Source organism: Nostoc sp. (assembly GCF_036917975.1).
In the GTDB taxonomy this organism is placed as follows: Bacteria; Cyanobacteriota; Cyanobacteriia; order Cyanobacteriales; family Nostocaceae; genus Nostoc.
The window spans coordinates 147,993-166,422 of sequence record NZ_JBALEJ010000014.1 but is presented as its reverse complement, the minus strand read 5'-3'; the positions used below and the strand labels follow the sequence as shown (position 1 = coordinate 166,422).

Sequence of the window (18,430 nt, the reverse complement as noted above, 5' to 3'; positions counted from 1 at the left end):
GAACAGAATTCTTCTTCAATTAGCTATAGCAAATATAGGACTCATATTTGATTTTTGAACAAAACTCAGTACACCTTTATTCCTTCTTCCCAGTCCCCAGTCCCCAATCCCCAGTCCCTTACCTCTACGAGTGATTCAGAAATCAAATCGGATTGCTATAGTGCGATCGCTCAATACTTATAGCAACTTATGGCATAAATCTTCTGATAGAGACACCATAACAAGATGAAATTGTATTCTATTAACAATGTCATTTTGAGGGAAATGTCTGTAAAAAAAGTGGTTTTCTATAAAAAATTGAAATGGGGATTGGGCATTGGGGAATAGGGATTGGTGACTGGGAAGATTTGGATGCGGATTCAGACCCGAACCAAAACAATCAAGGAATTTATTGCTCAGTACCAGTCTCCAATCCCCAGTCCGGGATCGTCTAGTATTCCCCAATTTCTCTACGAGACGCACTTGCCAACAGGGCAGCAAGTTGGGCAATCGTGGGCGCGGCCTGTTGAATTCTAGAGAATTACTGAATATTAATTATTACTCAACAAAAACAGAATGGAGTAAACAGATGAGGTTTGTCCTAAGACGCCGCAAGTTTGGTCAATTGATGGTCTTCAGCACAGTAGCAGCGACGATCGCTAATTTTGTAGAGAAAGCTGTAGCAGAAACTCAGGTAAAAAAAACTACTCCAATACTGGCAACTTCGACACCTGAAACTGTGAAGGTGACGCTACAAGTCAATGGAACAGCACATAGTTTGCAAATTGAACCACGTGTTACTTTACTTGATGCGCTTCGGGAATACATAGGACTAATTGGGACTAAAAAAGGTTGCGATCATGGACAATGTGGTGCTTGCACGGTGCTCATTGATGGAAAACGGATTAATTCATGCCTGACATTTGCGATTATGCACACCGACGCAAAAATCACAACTATTGAAGGGTTGGAACAAGGAAACAATCTGCACCCGATGCAAGCTGCGTTTCTATCCCGCGATGCATTTCAGTGCGGCTACTGCACACCGGGACAGATTTGTTCGGCGGTGGGTTTGGTGAACGAAGGACATGCGAAGTCGGATGCCGACATTCGGGAACTGATGAGCGGGAATATCTGTCGTTGTGGCGCTTATCCAAATATCGTGGCTGCTGTCCGCGATGTCTTAGAGGGAAAAAAAGATGCAGCCGTTTAATTATAAAAAAGCAGGACAAGTGGACAATGCTGTGGCGTTGGTTACTCCAGAGGTGCAAGCTGCTTATCTAGCAGGGGGTACAAGCTTAATTGATTTAATGAAGTTGAATGTCCAAACGCCAACACAGGTAGTTGACATTAACCCACTACCGCTAACCAAGATAGAAATACAGGGTAATGGTGTGCGGATTGGAGCAACGGCAAACAATAGCAACGTTGCATATAATCCGATCATTCAAGAGCGTTACCCTGTGCTGTCAGAGGCCTTGCTGTCTGGGGCATCACCGCAACTGCGAAATATGGCGACGGTGGGCGGAAATTTGCTGCAACGTACCCGATGTTACTACTTCCGCGATACTTCGATGCCCTGTAACAAGCGCGTTCCCGGTTCAGGTTGTGCGGCAATCGAGGGCTACAATCGCATTCACGCGATTCTCGGTGGTAGCGATCGCTGTATTGCCACCCATCCTTCTGATATGGCGGTGGCAATGGTAGCACTTGATGCGGTTGTACAGACACGCGGGCCGAAAGGAGAGCGCAGCATTCCCCTTGTAGATTTTCATCTCGTACCGGGTAATACACCACAAAGAGAGACGGTTTTAGAACACGGAGAGTTAATTATTGCCGTTGACTTACCTGCTTCAACCTTTGGGAAGCGATCGCACTATTTAAAAGTCCGCGATCGCGCCTCCTATGCCTTTGCAATGGCATCGGTTGCAGCTGCATTAGATATTCAAAATGGCATCATTCGCTCGGCACGCATTGCCCTTGGTGGCGTAGGAACAAAGCCTTGGCGGGCCTTTGAAGCGGAAAAAGTGCTTCTGAACAAGCCCGCAAACCAGGCAACATTTCAAGCAGCAGCATTGGCTGCGATCGCCGGAGCTAAACCTCAAAAATACAACGGCTTTAAAGTCGAACTGACTAAACGCACAATTGTGAAAGCGCTGGCAACAGTAGGAGGGATGGCATGAATACAGGGGACACAAATACAGTTGTCGGCAAACCGCTCAATCGAGTTGATGGATACCTGAAGGTGACTGGTAGCGCACGTTACGCGGCTGAGTTTCCGGTAGCAAAAATGACTTATGGCGTGACAATTCAAAGTGCGATCGCCAAAGGTAAAATAGCCCAAATCGATACAAAGGCGGCGGAACGAGTACCAGGTGTATTAGCAGTTATTACCCATCTCAATGCACCGAAGGCATCTGGAGAAAAGGGCGGTGGTCGCAAACTACAAGTCCTACAAGATAACGTTGTCTTGTATAGTGGTCAGCACATAGGTGTTGTAGTTGCCGATACCTTTGAACGAGCAATGTATGCTGCCTCACTCGTACAAGTTCATTATGACGAAGAGAAACCAACCATCAATATGCGGGAAAACCTCGCTAAGGCATACTTGCCTAAAGGAAAAATCCCCAAAGAGGAGCCGCCCGATTCAACTCATGGCAATGTCAGCCAGGGACTAGCGGCGGCGGTTGTCCGCGTCAAGCAAACCTATACAACACCGATCGAAAATCACAATCCGATGGAGCCTCATGCCACAACAGCAGTTTGGCAAGGCGATCAACTGCTGCTGTATGATGCAACTCAGGGAATCTTTCAGGTTCAACAAAAAGTTGCGGGGGCATTGGGAATCGATCCAAAGAATGTCCGTATTATGTCTTACTTTGTGGGCGGTGGCTTCGGTTGTAAAGGATCGGCTTGGTCGCACGTGCCACTAGCAGCGATCGCCGCAAAGCAAGTTAATCGCCCAGTAAAATTAGTTCTGGGACGCATACAAATGTATGGGCCTGTAGGCTTTCGACCGGAGACAATTCAACAGGTTTCTCTAGGTGCAACCCGCGATGGTAAATTAACGGCACTCCGACACGCTGGGACTTCACAGACTTCAACTTTCGATGAATTTATCGAGCCTGTTGGTAAAAGCGCCCGCATGATTTACGCTTGCCCGCATATCGAAACCAGCCATCGCCTAGTTCAGCTTGATCAAGGAACACCAACCTTTATGCGGGCCCCGGGCGAAGCTTCTGGGTCATTCGCCCTAGAATCAGCAATGGACGAACTAGCTTATGCGCTCAATATCGATCCCATTGAATTGCGTTTGCGTAACTATGCTGAAGTTGATCCTACTAAAAAACTCCCTTGGTCGAGCAAATCACTGAGAGAATGTTACAAATTAGGCGCAGAAAAGTTTGGCTGGCAAAAGCGCAATCCCAAACCCCGTTCGATGCGCGATGGTAATTATTTGATTGGTTGGGGTATGGCGACAGCAACTTATCCTACCAACCGTTCGCCGGCATCAGCGATCGCTCAGATTATGGCAGACGGTACAGCCGTTGTATTGAGCGGTTCGCAAGATATTGGCACAGGAACTTATACTGTAATGACTCAAGTTGCAGCCGAAGCACTCGGTCTACCAGTTAGCAAAGTCCGCTTTGAACTAGGCGATACGAAGATGCCACAAAGCCCCGTTTCTGGTGGTTCGCAAACTGCCGCTAGTGTCAGTTCGGCGGTGCATTTAGCGGGGAATCAAGCTCGCAGTCAGCTTTTGCAACTAGCACTAGCCGATCAAAAATCGCCGCTTTATAGGTCCAATGCTGAGGATGTGATTGCCCAAGATGGCAGCTTTTTCTTGAAAAATAAATCCTCTGCAACCGAAACATATCAGGCAATCTTGGCACGGCATGGAATGAAAATGATCGAAGCGCGTGCAGATGCCAAGCCTGGAGAAGAACAAAAGAAGTTCTCAATGCACGCATTTGGAGCGCAGTTTGCCGAAGTCCGCGTTGAACCTGATTTGGGTGAAGTGCGAGTATCGCGTTGGGTGGGAACTTTTGGGGTTGGACGCATCCTCAATGCTAAAACAGCCAATAGTCAGCTGATTGGTGGGATTATTTATGGTATTGGCATGGCGTTAATGGAACATACGGTAATAGACCCGAATCTAGGACGCGTTGTCAACCATGATTTAGCTGAATATCACGTACCAGTAAATGCAGACGTTCCCGATATTCAGGTGTTGTTTGTCGATGAACACGATCCACATATCAACCCGCTTGGTGTCAAGGGAGTTGGTGAAATTGGCATTACTGGCACTGCGGCAGCGATCGCTAACGCTGTTTATCATGCCACAGGTAAGCGCGTCCGCGATTTGCCAATTACATTAGACAAACTGCTGTAGATATGGCGATCGCAACAAATATCCTGTACTTGTAGAGACGCGATTTATCGCGTCTTGGATTTATCGCGTCTTGGATTTATCGCGTCTTGAAATACCAATCAGTAAAAGTCTCAAGACTGATGACCACTCAAGTAAAATTTGGTACTCTTAGCTCGGAATCACTGTAATTACGTCCGTGACCGAGATGAGTAGTCCAACAGCCCGATCCTACGCTTTCTTGTCGATTGCAGCAGCAATCATCACTATTGCCCTAAAATTTGGCGCTTACCTGCTAACCGGGTCAGTAGGTTTGCTTTCAGATGCTATTGAATCAATTGTAAATCTCCTAGCTGCATTGGTCGCTCTATGGGCATTGACCTATGCTGATAAACCAGCCGATGCCGAACACGCCTTTGGGCATTCTAAAGCTGAATACTTCTCCAGTGGTGCAGAAGGTGCGTTGATTATAGTGGCAGCCATTAGCATTGCTGTTGAAGCTTGGGGACGCTTGCTGCATCCAGAACCATTAACACAGTTGGGATTCGGGTTGGCACTCTCCCTATTTGCAACCGCAATCAACGGCGTTGTTGCCTTTATCTTGCTACGAGCAGGGCGACGATTGCGTTCCATTACACTGAGGGCTGATGCTCACCATCTGTTTACCGATGTGGTGACTTCGGGTGGTGTGATCGTTGGAATCTTACTCGTCAAGCTAACAGGCACTCTCGTACTCGATCCAATTGTCGCCCTGATAGTAGCAGCAAATATTACTTGGACAGGATTTCGTTTGCTGCGGGAAACCAGTAGCGCGTTACTGGATGCAGCTTTGCCTAAAAAAGAAATTGACGCAATCAAGAGCATCCTTAACGAGTACAAACGTCAAGATATCCAGTTTCATGCCTTGCGAACCCGCACTGCTGGAACCCGTCGCTTTGTTTCCTTTCATGTTCTTGTGCCTGGATCTTGGACAGTGCAACAAGGGCATGATTTATGCGAGGCAATTGAGCTTGCTATTCTTGGGGTGCTGCCTTCAACTCACGTTACAACTCATCTGGAACCTGTAGAAGATCCAGTTTCTTGGGAAGATTTGGAGTTGGAGCGTTCGAGCAATCAGCAAATGCAAGATATGAAATAAGAGATTAATTGCTGCCGATCGCACTCTCATCAACTGTAACGCCGAGTACTGCAAATGCGATCGCTTCCGGAGGGCGGTTACGCCATTGCAACTTGCTTTTTACGCGAAGGACGCTTGCGGTCTGATTTTTTCTTCAGTCCTACTGCTTGAGCTTGATCGCTATCTGAGCCATATTGCCCGCGTACAACTTCTTTCATCGCTAATACAGCATTATGAAATTCCCACTCTGCTAATCGGGCAGCATCAGCAGCCGCACGGTATAAAGCTAGTTTCTCAGTTTCGGTTTGCTGAGAAATCAACATCGCCTGATAAACTTCCTCTAAGTTTGCAGCTGAGGCATCAGCACGAGTTGTGTTATAGGTGCTGACGGTTTGCAAACCGTGGAATGAGTCAATATCTTGACTAATGGCTTGAGGACGCAAACGGCGTGTTGTGTCTTGGATAGTCATAGATGTATACAGTAATATAGGTTGTATTTAATGTACCCATTGCCACTAAAAATCTATCAGTAAGACCAAGTTTTAAATTGGGCAATCTTAAAAAAAGGGTAAGTTTTTGCAATTCATTGACTTACATTGTGAATACATCGACTTACATTGTGAATACATCGGCTTGCATTGTGAATGCATCGGCTTGCATTGTGAATACATCGACTTGCATTGTGAATACATCGGCTTGCATTGTGAATGCATCGGCTTGCATTGTTAAGAGAACTCCACAGAATGATTGCTCCAAAAGCTGTCATTGCGAGCGAAACGGAGTGTAGCAAAGCAATCCCAAGATTTTGCGGTTGCTTCATTTCGCTTCTCTACGAGACGCTACCGCGAACGCTCCATACGCAATGACAATTGGGCATTTCTTTTTGTGGAGGTCTCTAATAGACATCTCCGAAAAAGAACGTAGAGACGTAGCACTGCTACGTCTCTACAAGGGTTCTGGGTAGACGCATATTTAATTTCTGGAGATGTCTAATGTATCTTGCGGAGTATGTTTCAAAACACACCTTAGTTAGAGTCTTCATGTCAGATTGCCGTGATAGTATACGGCTCATTCCTGTTGTTACTTGTAGGAGACAATTATGGAAATCAGTAGACGCAGCTTATTAAAAACTGCTTCTGCTTCGGGATTAGTGGCAGCAGGACTTGCAGTTTCGGAAGGATTTTTGCAACCAATTCTCGCTCAAACAAAAACTGTTGATGAAAATACTCAACTGTTAGCCCAAAGTTCACCCGCTTCAACTCGACGCGGCGAAATGTTGTATCGCCATCTCGGACGCACCGGAGAACAAGTATCTTTGATTGGCTTGGGGGGGTATCACATTGGAAAAATTCCAGAAGAGCAAGAAAGTATCAAGTTAATCCGCAGTGCGATCGATCGCGGCATCAACTTTATGGATAACTCTTGGGACTATCACAACGGACGTAGCCACCGTTGGATGGGAAATGCTCTTAAGGATGGTTATCGCCAAAAAGTTTTCTTAATGACAAAAATCGACGGTCGCACCAAAGGCGCTGCCAAAATGCAGATTGATGAATCGCTCAAAGATTTGCAGGTCGATCACATTGATTTATTGCAGCATCATGAAATACTGCGCTTTGAAGACCCCGATCGCGTCTTTGCTCCCGGTGGCGCAATGGAAGCAGTTTTAGAAGCCCAGAAAGCAGGTAAAATTCGCTATATCGGCTTCACAGGACACAAAAATCCCCTGATTCACCTGCAAATGCTGGAAACTGCGGCACAAAATGGTTTCCGTTTTGATACCGTGCAGATGCCTTTGAATGTGATGGATGCCCATTTTAGAAGTTTTGAACATCAGGTTTTACCTGTGTTAGTGAAAAACAATATTGGTGTGCTGGGAATGAAATCCATTGGAGAATCTTACATTCTCAGAAGCAACACCGTCAGTGCAATCGAGTGCCTGCACTACGCAATGAATTTACCAACGTCAGTGGTAATTACAGGCATCGACAGCATGGGAATTTTAGACCAGGCGTTTGAGGCAGTCCGCACCTTTAAGCCAATGGATCAAGCACAAGTTACAGCACTGTTAGCGCGGACTCGTGAGGCAGCAGCTAAAGGGCAGTACGAACGATATAAAACTACAACCCAAAATGATAGTACAGCCATGAATCCAGCTTTTCTTGGCTAAATATTAATCCGATTTTTTTGAAGTAAGACACTATACGAGAACATCATGAGCAAACGCATTGCATATTTAGGACTCGGCATCATGGGCAGTGGTATGGCAACCAACTTGCTCAAAGCTGGTTACGATCTGCGGGTTTGGAATCGCAGCCCAGAGCCTTGTAAGCCTCTAGTAGAACAAGGTGCAACCCAAGCACAAACACCTGCACAAGCTGTAGAAAATGCCGAGGTGATTATATACTCGCTAGCCAATGATAATGCGATTGAAGAGGTTGTCTTTGGGCAAGATGGCATTTTATCAAAGGTGCAATCGGGACAAATTGCCATCGACATGAGTACAGTTCATCCTGACACCTCCCGCAAAGAAGCCGCAGCTTATGCCCAAAAGCACGTTGAATTTCTTGATGCCCCTGTTTTCGGCAGCAAAAACGAATCTGCAAATGGGGGATTGTGGATTGTGGTTGGTGGCAAGCGGGAGGTATTTGAGCAAGTCAAACCAATTTTAGAGCCGTTAAGCGAAACAATCCATTACCTGGGTGATACTGGCAAAGGCGCATCAATGAAACTTATTGGTAACTCTATAGTGGCAACCCAAATTGAAGCTTTAGGGGAAGCGCTGATTTTGGCAACCAAAGCCGGGCTGAATCCACAAGACGTTCTTGATGTCCTGCACGTAGTAGATTTTCGCTCTCCGATTTTTGACGGTATGGGCAAGACGCTGGTGAATCGAGACTTTACACCGAGTTTTGCTTTAAAGCATCTGCTGAAAGATGCCAATTTGATCGCTCGATTTGCCCAAGATTTAAATTCTCCCACGCCTGCTGCGGCAATTGTTAGAGAAACCATTAAAACAGCAGTTAATCAAGGATGGGGAGAAGAAAATGCATCGGCATTAATCAAAGCTTTGGAGTTAGAAGCAGGAGTAACCATTAAATCATAAGTGTTTGTTTGTAGCTTACTTAACTGTGCGATCGCACTTGTTTTTCATTCAACGTTTCAAAATATAGCTTTATCCAAGGAAAACACTAATTATGTCCAACTTCAAAATATATTCTACTGGTTTAGTAGCGATCGCCTTATCTCTGGCGACTGGTTGCACACCAACTACTCCCCATGACCAGAATACATCTGAAATTCCATCTGCTGTGCCTGTACAAGCAACTGAGAGTCCATCCCCAACTACCTCACCAACCTCATCAGGGCAAAATAACCTCAGTTCTTCAGACAGAAAGTTCGTGACTAATGCCGCTCAAGATGGTTTAGCAGAAGTCCAACTAGGAAAACTGGCGTTACAACGTGGAACCAGTGATGCAGTAAAACAGTTTGGACAGCGTATGGTTCAAGATCATACCCAGGTAAATAATCAACTCAAACAGTTAGCGACTCAAAAAAGTGTCACGCTGCCAACTACTATCGGTAGGACAAATCAGCTAGCCCTCCGACGCTTATCCGCACTTTCTGGTGCTAAATTTGATCGCCTATATATAAATGAGATGCTTCAAGGTCATGAAAAAGATGTCTCCGCATTTCAGAATGAAGCTCAAAAAGGACAAGATCCAGACGTGAAAGCATTTGCGGCTCAAGCGCTACCAACCCTCCAAGAACATCTGCAACAGGTTCGTGCCATTGCTAATCCTGGAAGTTCAACTAGCACCCCAACTCCAACCACTACCCCATGAAAAGTGCTGAGTTCCGAGTGCTGAGTGCTGAGTATGGTAAAACAATACAGTTTAGTTCAGCATATCTTCTTTCCCTTTCACTGGTTACCAGCCTGAAGGCTGGGAACACATTCTGGGAGGCTCCGCCTCCTATTTCTTGACAAGAGGTAGAACCTCTCGGAATACGTTCCCAGCCTAGAGGCTGGGAACGAGGCGATTGCAAGTCGATGCATTGGCATTGTAAGTCGATGCATTGGTATTGCAAGTAGATGTATTGGCATTGCAAGTAGATGTATTGGCATTGCAAGTAGATGCATTGGCATTGCAAGTCAATGCATTGGCATTGCAAGTCGATGCATTGGTATTTGTAAGTCGATGCATTGGTATTGTAAGTCGATGCATTGGCATTGCAGGATATTGTCAAATTTAATTTGCGACAAATTGCTGTACTAAGTCCAAAATTTCATCATTTCATCATTAAAAAACCACGATGTCTAAATTGTTTAAAGGAGAATTTTCTCGTCGCAAGATTCTGACTACTGCTGGGTTAGGAGCCATTTCAGCCGCCGCAATTGGTAGTATGGGCGAAGAAGTTGCTGCTCAACAGCCAACTGTGCAAGCTACTCCACGCGGAGGCGAGTTGCCGCCTCAGATTCAGTTCCCGCCCATTTCAGAAAAGACAGAGGTTGATACGGGTGGGCCACCAACTGCATTACCTCCAGAGCGACGCTTAGGATTTGCGATCGTCGGACTGGGAAGACTAGCATTAGAAGAAATTATGCCTGCGTTTGCAGAATGTAAATTAGCAAAGCCAACTGCATTAGTTAGTGGTGATGCTGCCAAAGCAAATCTTGTTGCCCAACAGTATGGCATCAAACCGCAGAACGTTTACAACTATCAGAATTACGACAATCTCCGCAACAATCCAGACGTTGATGTGATTTATATTGTACTGCCCAACAGTATGCACCGAGAATATACGGTGCGTGGTGCAAAAGCTGGGAAGCATATTCTGTGTGAAAAGCCAATGGCAACCACAGTAGAAGATTGTCAGCAGATGATCGATGCGTGTAAACAAAGCGATCGCAAGCTGATGATTGCTTATCGCTGTCAATATGAGCCGCACCATCGCGCCATGATTCAGATGATCCGCAGCAAAGAATTGGGAACTGTGAAGGTAATTCAGGCAGATAACGGCCAAAACCAAGGCGGTGACTTAAATCAGTGGCGATTGAAACGCGCTTTAGCTGGAGGTGGCTGTTTACCAGATGTGGGAGTTTATTGCCTAAATGCAACTCGCTATTTAACAGGAGAGGAACCGATCGCAATTAGCGCCCAAATCTTCACCACTCCTGGTGATCCGCGCTTCAAAGAAGTAGAAGAAAGTGTCACCTTCCAGCTGCGGTTTCCCAGTGGAATACTAGGAATTTGCTCCACTAGCTACGGCTTCCACGAAGGGCGGCGGTTTCGCGTCTTCGGCTCTGATGCTTGGGGACAACTCGATCCGGCGTTCTCGTACAATGGTTTACGGATGATGGTTTCGCGCAAATCACCAACAAATAGCATGGCAGAAAATGTTAGCGAAGTGCGGATAAGTGAGAAGAACCAGTTCGCTTTAGAAATCGATCATTTTGCAGATTGTGTGATTCAGAATAAGCAACCTCATACACCTGGGGAAGAAGGTTTGCAAGACCAAAAACTGATAGCCTTGATTTACGAAGCCGCACAAACAGGCAAAACGATTACCCTACCGCGTGTATCAGGATTAGATACCACTCGTGGCCCCGCTCCTCGAATGCTGAAGTAAATACGTCCATATTGCAGTCATGACAACCTCTGCTTGGAGTCCGCTCCGTAAATCTTTGTTTCGCGATCGCTGGATTGCCTCAATTGTCTCCAACATTGGCGGTTGGATGGAGGACACGGCGGGAGCTTGGTTAATGACTTCTCTCACCACCTCTCCCCTATTGGTGGCACTCATGCAAACAGCCGCAACTTTACCAGTGCTGCTTTTAGGATTACCAGCCGGAGCAACGGCAGATATTTTCGATCGCCGTCGGTTACTCCTGTTTTGGCAAGCCTGGATGCTGGTTGCTGCACTGATCTTGAGTGGATTAATTTTTGCAGGTACGATTACACCGTGGTCACTGTTGGGGCTGACGTTTTTGCTTAACTTGGGAGCGGCAATGAATGGCCCAGCTTGGCAAGCTATTGTACCAGAATTAGTACCGCGATCGGAACTTATGGCTGCGATCGCTTTAAATAGTGCTGGATTTAACATTGCTCGAGCAATTGGCCCTGCGATCGCAGGTTTTATACTGGTGGCAGCCAATGCAGGAGTCGTCTTTTTAATTGATGCCCTCTCTTTTATTGGGGTGATTTTCATTCTCTACCGTTGGCAGCGCAAACCGTTTTACGAAAGTGCCCTCCCCGCAGAGCGAGTATTAGGTTCTATGCGGGCTGGTATACGCTATGTCCGTTTCTCTTCAGCCCTGCAAGCCGTGTTAATTCGAGGGGGTGTTTTAACTAGTTGTACCAGTGCTTTGTTTGCATTGTTGCCTTTAGTAGCACAGCAGGATTTGCAACAAGGTGCAGGTGGTTATGGTTTATTACTCGGTAGCTTTGGATTTGGGGCGATTATCGGTGCGATTTTGCTGCCACGAGTGCGGCAACATCTGACAGCCGATGGAGTTGTAATTGCAGCAACTCTGGTATTTGCAGTTGCTACATTAATTGTGGCATTCATTCACAACGTACCTTTGGTGTTGCTAGCTTTGCTGGCGGCTGGAATTGCCTGGACAATTATGACATCCAGCTTGAATATTACAGTGCAGCTTGCTGTTCCGGCTTGGGTGCAAGCGCGGGCGTTAGGAACTTATCAAATGGTATTTCAAGGAGGTTCAGCAATTGGTAGTATTGTTTGGGGTGCGGCGGCAGAACATTGGGGAACGCCAAGTGCCTTATTCGTTGCTGCCCTTGGCTTATTCGGGGGAACTTTCACCGCGTGGCGTTACCCGTTGCTATCAGGAAAACTTGATTTAGCTCCAGCATTACGACGAGCTGAACCGCTAGTAGTAATTGAATTGCAACCAGAAGAAGGGCCAGTTTTAGTCACACTTGAATATTGTATTAACCCAGAGCAAACAGAAGAATTCATTGCGGCAATTCATGCCCTGCGAGTGGTGCGACTACGAGATGGTGCGATTCGTTGGGGCATCTTTCATGATACATCTGTGCCGAATCGCTACTTAGAGACATTTATCGTCGAATCTTGGGTAGATCATCTACGTCAGTATGAACGGTTTACAGTAGCAGATCGAGAGATTCGCCAAAAGGTTTTTGCCTTTCATCAAGGCGAAGAACCCCCAGTTATTTCTCACATGATTTATGCTCACCAATCCTAAGCAGCACGATCTGAGAAAAAATCATTGTTATGAACGAATTACAAACAATTTTAGAAGGCTTCGAGTCCAGTCAAAAAAGTGGTGAAATCACATTCCTGGCCACTGTAGTCAAAACTCAAGGTTCAACTTATCGCCGACCAGGTGCTAAAATGCTGATGACAAATACAGGTCGGATGATTGGCACGATCAGCGCTGGTTGCTTGGAGAAAGACGTATTTGAGTATACTCAACAACGAATGTCAGACGGTGAACCAATTGTTGTTACTTACGATAGCACCGCCTCGGAAGATATTCTTTGGGGCTTTGGTCTGGGATGCAATGGGATAGTGCAAGTTCTCATCGAACGTCTTGAGAAAGAAAGCACACCGAATGCGATCGCATTTACACAAGAGTGCTTTCATCAAAAACATTTGGGTATTATTGCTACAGTCTTTGCTTTTGAAGGTGCAGTCAAAGTAAAACTTGGATCGCGCTTCTTGCTGTATCCAAATGGTAAAATTATCACTGATATCAAAGATCCAAATTTAATTCAATCTCTGCTTGCAGATAGTCAAGTAGCCTTTGCTAATCAAAAGTCAAAAGTAAACAATTATCAGTTACCTTTAGGCAGTGTAGAAGTTTTTATTGAAGTCATCCAACCACCTACACCTTTAATAATATTTGGTGCAGGTTATGATGCTGTACCCGTAGCCCAGTTTGCTCAAGCATTAGGTTGGGACGTTACTATAGTCGATTGTCGAGCTAATGAGGCAACTAAAGCGCGATTTCCTCTACCTTGTGATGTCATTCTTAGTCGGCGAGAAATTGTACATAAACAGGTATTTATAAATGCCCACACAGTTGCTGTAGTGATGACCCATAATTATCTTGACGACCTAGAAATTTTGAAAATGTTGCTGCCATCTCCTGCACCCTACATAGGGGTTTTAGGCCCAAAGCTGCGTACTGAAAGATTGCTGGAAGATTTACGTCTGCAAGGAAGAGATTATACTACCGAACAATTAAAAAGATTACATGGCCCAATTGGAATTGACATTGGAGCAGATACACCTGAAGAGATAGCGATCGCCATTATTGCGGAAATTCAAGCAGTGCTAACAAACCGCAGTGGTAATTTTTTAAGAAATCGCAATCAACCAATTCACCAATGTTATGAAAGCAACTCAAAATTGCTACTTACCACATAGTTTTTATGACTGAGGAAATAGACAACGACAAATCACCCATAGCAATTATGATTCTTGCTGCTGGTGCATCTACTCGGATGGGTACACCGAAACAACTATTGCTTTACCAAGGACGTAGCTTTTTGCAATACATTACAGAAATGGCGATCGCTTCAGTTTGTCAACCTGTCGTAATAGTACTTGGAGCCAATGCAGAACAGATTCATCCCCAAATTAAACAACTTCCCGTTAAAGTAGTTAAAAACTTGGATTGGGCTTGTGGAATGAGTGCTTCAATCAAGAGCGGTATTGAATTGTTAAATAATCTTCCGCAAAAATTAGAAGCAGTAGTTATTACACTTTGCGACCAGCCATTTGTTTCTCAGCAAATTATTAATCAACTTGTTGATGCATATTATTCAACAAAAAAACAGATCATTGCTTGTGAATATGCGGGTACATTAGGTGTACCCGCTCTATTTGGTCAGAGATTTTTTTCAGAACTTGCTGCTTTAAAAGGAACTTCAGGAGCAAAAAAAGTTATTAATAATAACCTGAATGAAGTGTTTTCCATTCCCTTTCCTCTAGGGGATATCGATATTGATACACCAAAAGATTATGAACAATTGCTATCAATTCCCAGAGCTACTGATTCTGCTCGTAGCGTAGCCACCGATTATAGAGGAATAAAGAGGAAGCCTCTAACCTAAAAGATGCAGTTGTAGTAGAGAAAATTAAGCGATCGCTCCTACTTTGGAGAGTTTCTCCATCTACAACCGGCAAAGTTATCTTAACCTTACATCTTCACATTTAATTGTTAGAGACGCGTTAGTATTGCGATACAAAATGCAATTTCGCGTCTCTACAAATTAATTAATTCTTAGGGGTTTTTATCTGACGTGCCAGTTCTAGATAAGCACTCATATTCGCCCCTGGACGACGACGACCATTAGAGCTTGTAGCCGAAGGAGCAAGATATTTTGGCGCAAAGGTGGTTTCAGTTGGCTGCTCTTTAATAACTTTGGCTGCTGCGGCTTTTCCATTTTTAGCGGGTTCAACTTTAAGACCTTCAGCAGTCTGAACTAGTTGAACATCAGCTGCTTTAGAATTTTTAGCCGATTTTGCCTTAGCCGCAGCGGTTTTTGTTCCATTCAATGACTCTGGCTTGGATGGAGTTGCTGCTTCTGATGTAATTGTTGCCGTTACCTTCTTAGCATTCGATGAAACTGTATCTGCTACTTTCTTCGCATTCGATGCGACCTCTTTAACAGCATCTTTGGCAGCATCTTTGGCTTCGTCCAATTCTAAGAAGTAGCCATTGCTTTTCTTCTTGCCTGGTAACAGTCCGGTAATGAAACCCAGAATACCCGAAATTAACTTTTTGATAAAATCCATTACAATTACTCCTGCTTTTACCTTTTATATTGGGAACTCTACCGTAATTGTTAAAAATTACGACAAAATATTACATTTTCTACTTTGCGTCACCTCGTTCTGGTGACAACCTTTATAGGCTTGTGCTTAATTAACATTGTAGTAAAATCACAGGGCAAATGTTCTATTGCAAGCATTTTGCAACCTACATACACCAAGAACTAATTATTAAATTTTACTGTAACTAAGAGCAAGATTCTGAAAGCAAGCTTTACAACAATTAACATTTCTTTGTTTGGTAAATACCCAATTGAAGTTGAACAAGCATTTTCCTCTCAACCAGTGATAGCCTATTGGCAGATGGCAAGATTGACTAGTTAAATTTTATACAAACTCTCTTTGTAGAAGCATTTCAGTTTTGCAAAAATATCTTTTAAAGAATCCGAAAAGCAATAGCTTCAGTTTGTAGAGCAGTATGTGCCGACAAAGGTAAAATATACCCCCTTAATTCAGCTAGATTTTGTAAATGAATATTGAAAATCAACAACGCAATCCCGTTTTATTAATACATGGCATTGACGACACGGAAGCAGTTTTTCATAAAATGAGGGCATACCTCATACAACGGAGTTGGTCTGTCTATAGCCTGAATCTAGTTCCTAATAATGGTGATGTGGGTCTTGATGAGTTGGCAAAGCAAGTAGCCGATTTTGTTACAGCTACCTTTGCACCAGAACAAAGCCTAGATTTAGTAGGCTTCAGCATGGGAGGAATTGTTAGCCGTTACTATATCCAGCGACTAGGAGGACTTAACCGCGTGCAGAGATTTCTTACCATCTCTTCACCCCATCATGGAACTGTTGTTGCTTATGGTTCCTGGCGTCCTGGTTGCATACAAATGCGCCCTAACAGCATTTTTCTCAAGGATTTAAATTCTGATGCTGTAATATTGGGGCAGCTAGATTTTACGTCCATCTGGACACCTTATGATTTGATGATTGTCCCAGCAAATAGTTCACAAATGCCAGTAGGACAGGAAGTAACAGTACCAGTTGCTCTACACCCTTGGATGCTGACAGACTCCAGAAGTTTAGCAGTAGTCACAGCAACCTTATCAGAGCCTATTAAGTTATCCTTGCTGAATAAAAAATCCAGTCAGTAGCTAGAATGCTTACCACACTAGTACCGCAAGGCGGAATTCAAAATGACGCTCGTTCGCTCTTAGCGTCTCCCCTTGGGAGAAGACTCGCTTGCCGCCGGCGCTAACAAAATTCAAAATTCAAAATGAATAGAGCATAAGGTTTTCAGAAATTTTGAATGGTATGTCTATTTACGCCGTGGTGTACTAGATTTATTTTTTATTTTTTATTTTTTATTTTTAATTTATTAAGCCCTATCCCCAATTTGCGTATATTCGTAACTTCCAAAAATTGCCTCTGGGTGACTATAGTACTTAAACTCCATGAGATTATAAAAAGGATCTTCTAAAAAGAAAGTGCGATGCTCAAGAGGAGAATCAACAAAGCGATTTTTGGTTTCTTCGCGAAAAAGTAGCTGTTGTTGTTGTGCCCTTTTTAGTAAGTCTTGCCAGTCACGTTCTTGGGTAAAAATTAGCCCAAAGTGTCTGGGATAGATAGTGGATTGCGGTATCAAAGGTTCTTTGGTGATGTGAGCTACTAATTGATGTCCGTAGAGATTCAATACTGTTCGGTTAAGGCAAGAGACGCGATGAATCGGCGTCTCTACAATAATCAGTCTTTTGTAGAGACGCCGATTTATCGCGTCTTTGAGATTTATAATTTTCATCAAAAAACCTTAACCGAACGGTATTGCGTAGAGATTGAGAATTAGGGCATGGCGGTTTTCACGGCCAGGAATGCAGCCCAAGCCATCTACGTAATATGCTTTTGTCTGGGCAATATCAGTTACAGGGAAAGCTAGATGGAATAAAGTTTGACTCATAACTTGTGTGGAAAAGACTAATGGTTGATGCTATCTACAATTTAGGCTGTTAAGTCTTGATTGTGGTCAACTTAAACATCAGCTTTCGGCGCAATGCCTATGCTATTTAGTTAATAATACAAACATATTAGGTTCTTCGGTTATTTTTATGGAAAACCTGGTTCAAAACCATTAAAAGCCTTACCCTGTAAGCATTTCATTTAAAACAGTACCATAATTTCTTATAACCCTTGCGGGGCAAGGGTTTTGTCACAATCAATCCTCAATCACCATAAAAGGGGCGCAAGAACCACATATTACTTTAGCTGGAGAGGTTTCAGAAGTTAAGCACTAAGTATCATAAATTCGCTATTCTGTTGATATTCAGAAAAATTACTCATAATTAATTGCTGATGTCACCCTCAATTGATTCTGTAAATCCCTGGTTGGTAGCAGTAGTGTTAAACACACTTTTATTGGGTTTAGCTTGGATTTCTCCGAAAAAGCTACTTACCCCTGCTGGATTATTTCATGCCTGGTTCCTGGCTATCTTAATTTGGGTAACTCTAGGCTGGCAAGGATATGCAGTAGTAATGTTCTATTTTCTGGTTGGTTCTGGCGTTACCCGCATCGGTATGGCGCAGAAGGAGGCAGAAGGAATTGCCGAAAAACGTTCTGGGGCAAGAGGCCCAGAAAATGTTTGGGGTTCGGCTTTGACTGGGGCGCTCTGTGCTTTGGGAGTAGGGATAATAAATTCGGGATTCTTTGTAGCTAGTCCCCAATCCCTAGTACCCAATCCCCAATCCCTATTATTGTTAGCTTATGTAGCAAGTTTCAGTACCAAGCTGGCTGATACTACTGCTAGTGAAGTTGGTAAAGCTTATGGTAAAAGTACCTTTCTCATTACCACACTCCAACCAGTGCCACGGGGTACAGAAGGAGCGGTAAGCTTGGAGGGAACTTTAGCTGGGATTGTGGCTTCTGTTGCGATCGCATTTATTGGTTGGGGAGTTGGTTTAATTGATCTATTAGGAGTCGCTTGGTGTGTATTAGCAGCATTTATTGCTACCAACTTAGAAAGTGTAATTGGTGCAACACTGCAATCTAAGTATGCCTGGCTGACCAATGAAGTGGTAAATATTTTTAATACATTAATCGGTGCGATCGCATCTGTGCTACTTGCCTGGACATGGATAAGTTTCATTAAGTAAATCTGTGAAAATAACTAGGTGGGGAATTGGGCATTGGGCATTGAA

Annotated in this window: 18 protein-coding genes and 1 pseudogene; 15 read left to right on the top strand and 4 right to left on the bottom strand. The window is 44.2% G+C overall.

Annotation, left to right across the window (positions count from 1 at the left end; genetic code table 11):
* Positions 1-54: 54 nt before the first annotated feature.
* From V7K76_RS05485 to V7K76_RS05465, 5 genes are all read left to right on the top strand, one after another.
* Positions 55-183 (top strand): hypothetical protein, encoded by a 129-nt coding sequence (locus V7K76_RS05485; RefSeq protein WP_335029711.1) that lies wholly within the window; start codon positions 55-57, stop codon positions 181-183.
* A 385-nt stretch (positions 184-568) separates the two neighbouring features.
* A complete protein-coding gene (locus tag V7K76_RS05480) occupies positions 569-1,192 on the top strand; it encodes a (2Fe-2S)-binding protein (RefSeq protein WP_334774847.1) in 624 nt (207 codons plus the stop codon).
* Positions 1,179-2,162: an FAD binding domain-containing protein gene (locus V7K76_RS05475; RefSeq protein ID WP_334774848.1), complete on the top strand. Its 984-nt coding sequence runs from the start codon at positions 1,179-1,181 to the stop codon at positions 2,160-2,162. Before V7K76_RS05480 ends, V7K76_RS05475 begins: the two co-directional genes overlap by 14 nt.
* Positions 2,159-4,372 (top strand): xanthine dehydrogenase family protein molybdopterin-binding subunit, encoded by a 2,214-nt coding sequence (locus tag V7K76_RS05470; protein ID WP_334774849.1) that lies wholly within the window; start codon positions 2,159-2,161, stop codon positions 4,370-4,372. Before V7K76_RS05475 ends, V7K76_RS05470 begins: the two co-directional genes overlap by 4 nt.
* A gap of 184 nt (positions 4,373-4,556) precedes the next feature.
* Positions 4,557-5,486, top strand: a complete 930-nt coding sequence (locus V7K76_RS05465) for a cation diffusion facilitator family transporter (protein WP_334774850.1) — start codon at positions 4,557-4,559, stop codon at positions 5,484-5,486.
* A 77-nt stretch (positions 5,487-5,563) separates the two neighbouring features.
* Here V7K76_RS05465 and V7K76_RS05460 read toward each other — a convergent pair whose 3' ends face one another.
* On the bottom strand, positions 5,564-5,935 hold the full coding sequence (locus tag V7K76_RS05460; RefSeq protein ID WP_334774851.1) for a hypothetical protein: 372 nt from the start codon (positions 5,933-5,935) through the stop codon (positions 5,564-5,566).
* A gap of 629 nt (positions 5,936-6,564) precedes the next feature.
* Between V7K76_RS05460 and V7K76_RS05455 the strand changes: the two genes are divergently transcribed.
* The 8 genes from V7K76_RS05455 (at position 6,565) to V7K76_RS05420 (ending at position 14,569) form a co-directional block, all read left to right on the top strand.
* Positions 6,565-7,635: an aldo/keto reductase gene (locus tag V7K76_RS05455; RefSeq protein WP_334774852.1), complete on the top strand. Its 1,071-nt coding sequence runs from the start codon at positions 6,565-6,567 to the stop codon at positions 7,633-7,635.
* Between the two features lie 45 nt (positions 7,636-7,680).
* Entirely contained in the window at positions 7,681-8,571 is an 891-nt protein-coding gene (locus tag V7K76_RS05450) for an NAD(P)-dependent oxidoreductase (RefSeq protein WP_334774853.1), read from the top strand.
* 91 nt (positions 8,572-8,662) lie between these two features.
* Positions 8,663-9,310 carry a DUF4142 domain-containing protein gene (locus V7K76_RS05445; protein WP_334774854.1) on the top strand — a complete coding sequence of 216 codons (648 nt, stop codon included), beginning with the start codon at positions 8,663-8,665 and terminating at the stop codon, positions 9,308-9,310.
* Positions 9,311-9,542: 232 nt separating this feature from the next.
* Positions 9,543-9,719 carry a hypothetical protein gene (locus V7K76_RS05440; protein WP_334953835.1) on the top strand — a complete coding sequence of 59 codons (177 nt, stop codon included), beginning with the start codon at positions 9,543-9,545 and terminating at the stop codon, positions 9,717-9,719.
* A gap of 60 nt (positions 9,720-9,779) precedes the next feature.
* Positions 9,780-11,096 (top strand): Gfo/Idh/MocA family protein, encoded by a 1,317-nt coding sequence (locus V7K76_RS05435; protein ID WP_334774856.1) that lies wholly within the window; start codon positions 9,780-9,782, stop codon positions 11,094-11,096.
* Between the two features lie 19 nt (positions 11,097-11,115).
* The gene (locus V7K76_RS05430) at positions 11,116-12,693 is read left to right on the top strand and encodes an MFS transporter (RefSeq protein WP_334774857.1); all 1,578 of its coding nucleotides are present in this window, start codon (positions 11,116-11,118) and stop codon (positions 12,691-12,693) included.
* Between the two features lie 29 nt (positions 12,694-12,722).
* Positions 12,723-13,880: an XdhC family protein gene (locus V7K76_RS05425; protein ID WP_334774858.1), complete on the top strand. Its 1,158-nt coding sequence runs from the start codon at positions 12,723-12,725 to the stop codon at positions 13,878-13,880.
* 5 nt (positions 13,881-13,885) lie between these two features.
* A complete protein-coding gene (locus V7K76_RS05420) occupies positions 13,886-14,569 on the top strand; it encodes a nucleotidyltransferase family protein (RefSeq protein WP_334774859.1) in 684 nt (227 codons plus the stop codon).
* 163 nt (positions 14,570-14,732) lie between these two features.
* On the opposite strand, the gene V7K76_RS05415 is transcribed toward V7K76_RS05420, so the two are convergent.
* Positions 14,733-15,254, bottom strand: a complete 522-nt coding sequence (locus V7K76_RS05415; RefSeq protein ID WP_334774860.1) for a hypothetical protein — start codon at positions 15,252-15,254, stop codon at positions 14,733-14,735.
* 505 nt (positions 15,255-15,759) lie between these two features.
* Here V7K76_RS05415 and V7K76_RS05410 point away from each other — a divergent pair.
* Positions 15,760-16,395 (top strand): esterase/lipase family protein, encoded by a 636-nt coding sequence (locus tag V7K76_RS05410; protein ID WP_334774861.1) that lies wholly within the window; start codon positions 15,760-15,762, stop codon positions 16,393-16,395.
* Positions 16,396-16,619: 224 nt separating this feature from the next.
* Here V7K76_RS05410 and V7K76_RS05405 read toward each other — a convergent pair whose 3' ends face one another.
* A complete protein-coding gene (locus tag V7K76_RS05405; RefSeq protein ID WP_334774862.1) occupies positions 16,620-17,039 on the bottom strand; it encodes a glyoxalase in 420 nt (139 codons plus the stop codon).
* A 39-nt stretch (positions 17,040-17,078) separates the two neighbouring features.
* A pseudogene (locus V7K76_RS05400) lies at positions 17,079-17,195 on the bottom strand (VOC family protein); the annotation flags it as partial.
* A gap of 392 nt (positions 17,196-17,587) precedes the next feature.
* On the opposite strand from V7K76_RS05400, the gene V7K76_RS05395 reads away from it, so the two are divergent.
* Entirely contained in the window at positions 17,588-18,385 is a 798-nt protein-coding gene (locus tag V7K76_RS05395; RefSeq protein ID WP_334774863.1) for a TIGR00297 family protein, read from the top strand.
* Positions 18,386-18,430: the final 45 nt, after the last annotated feature.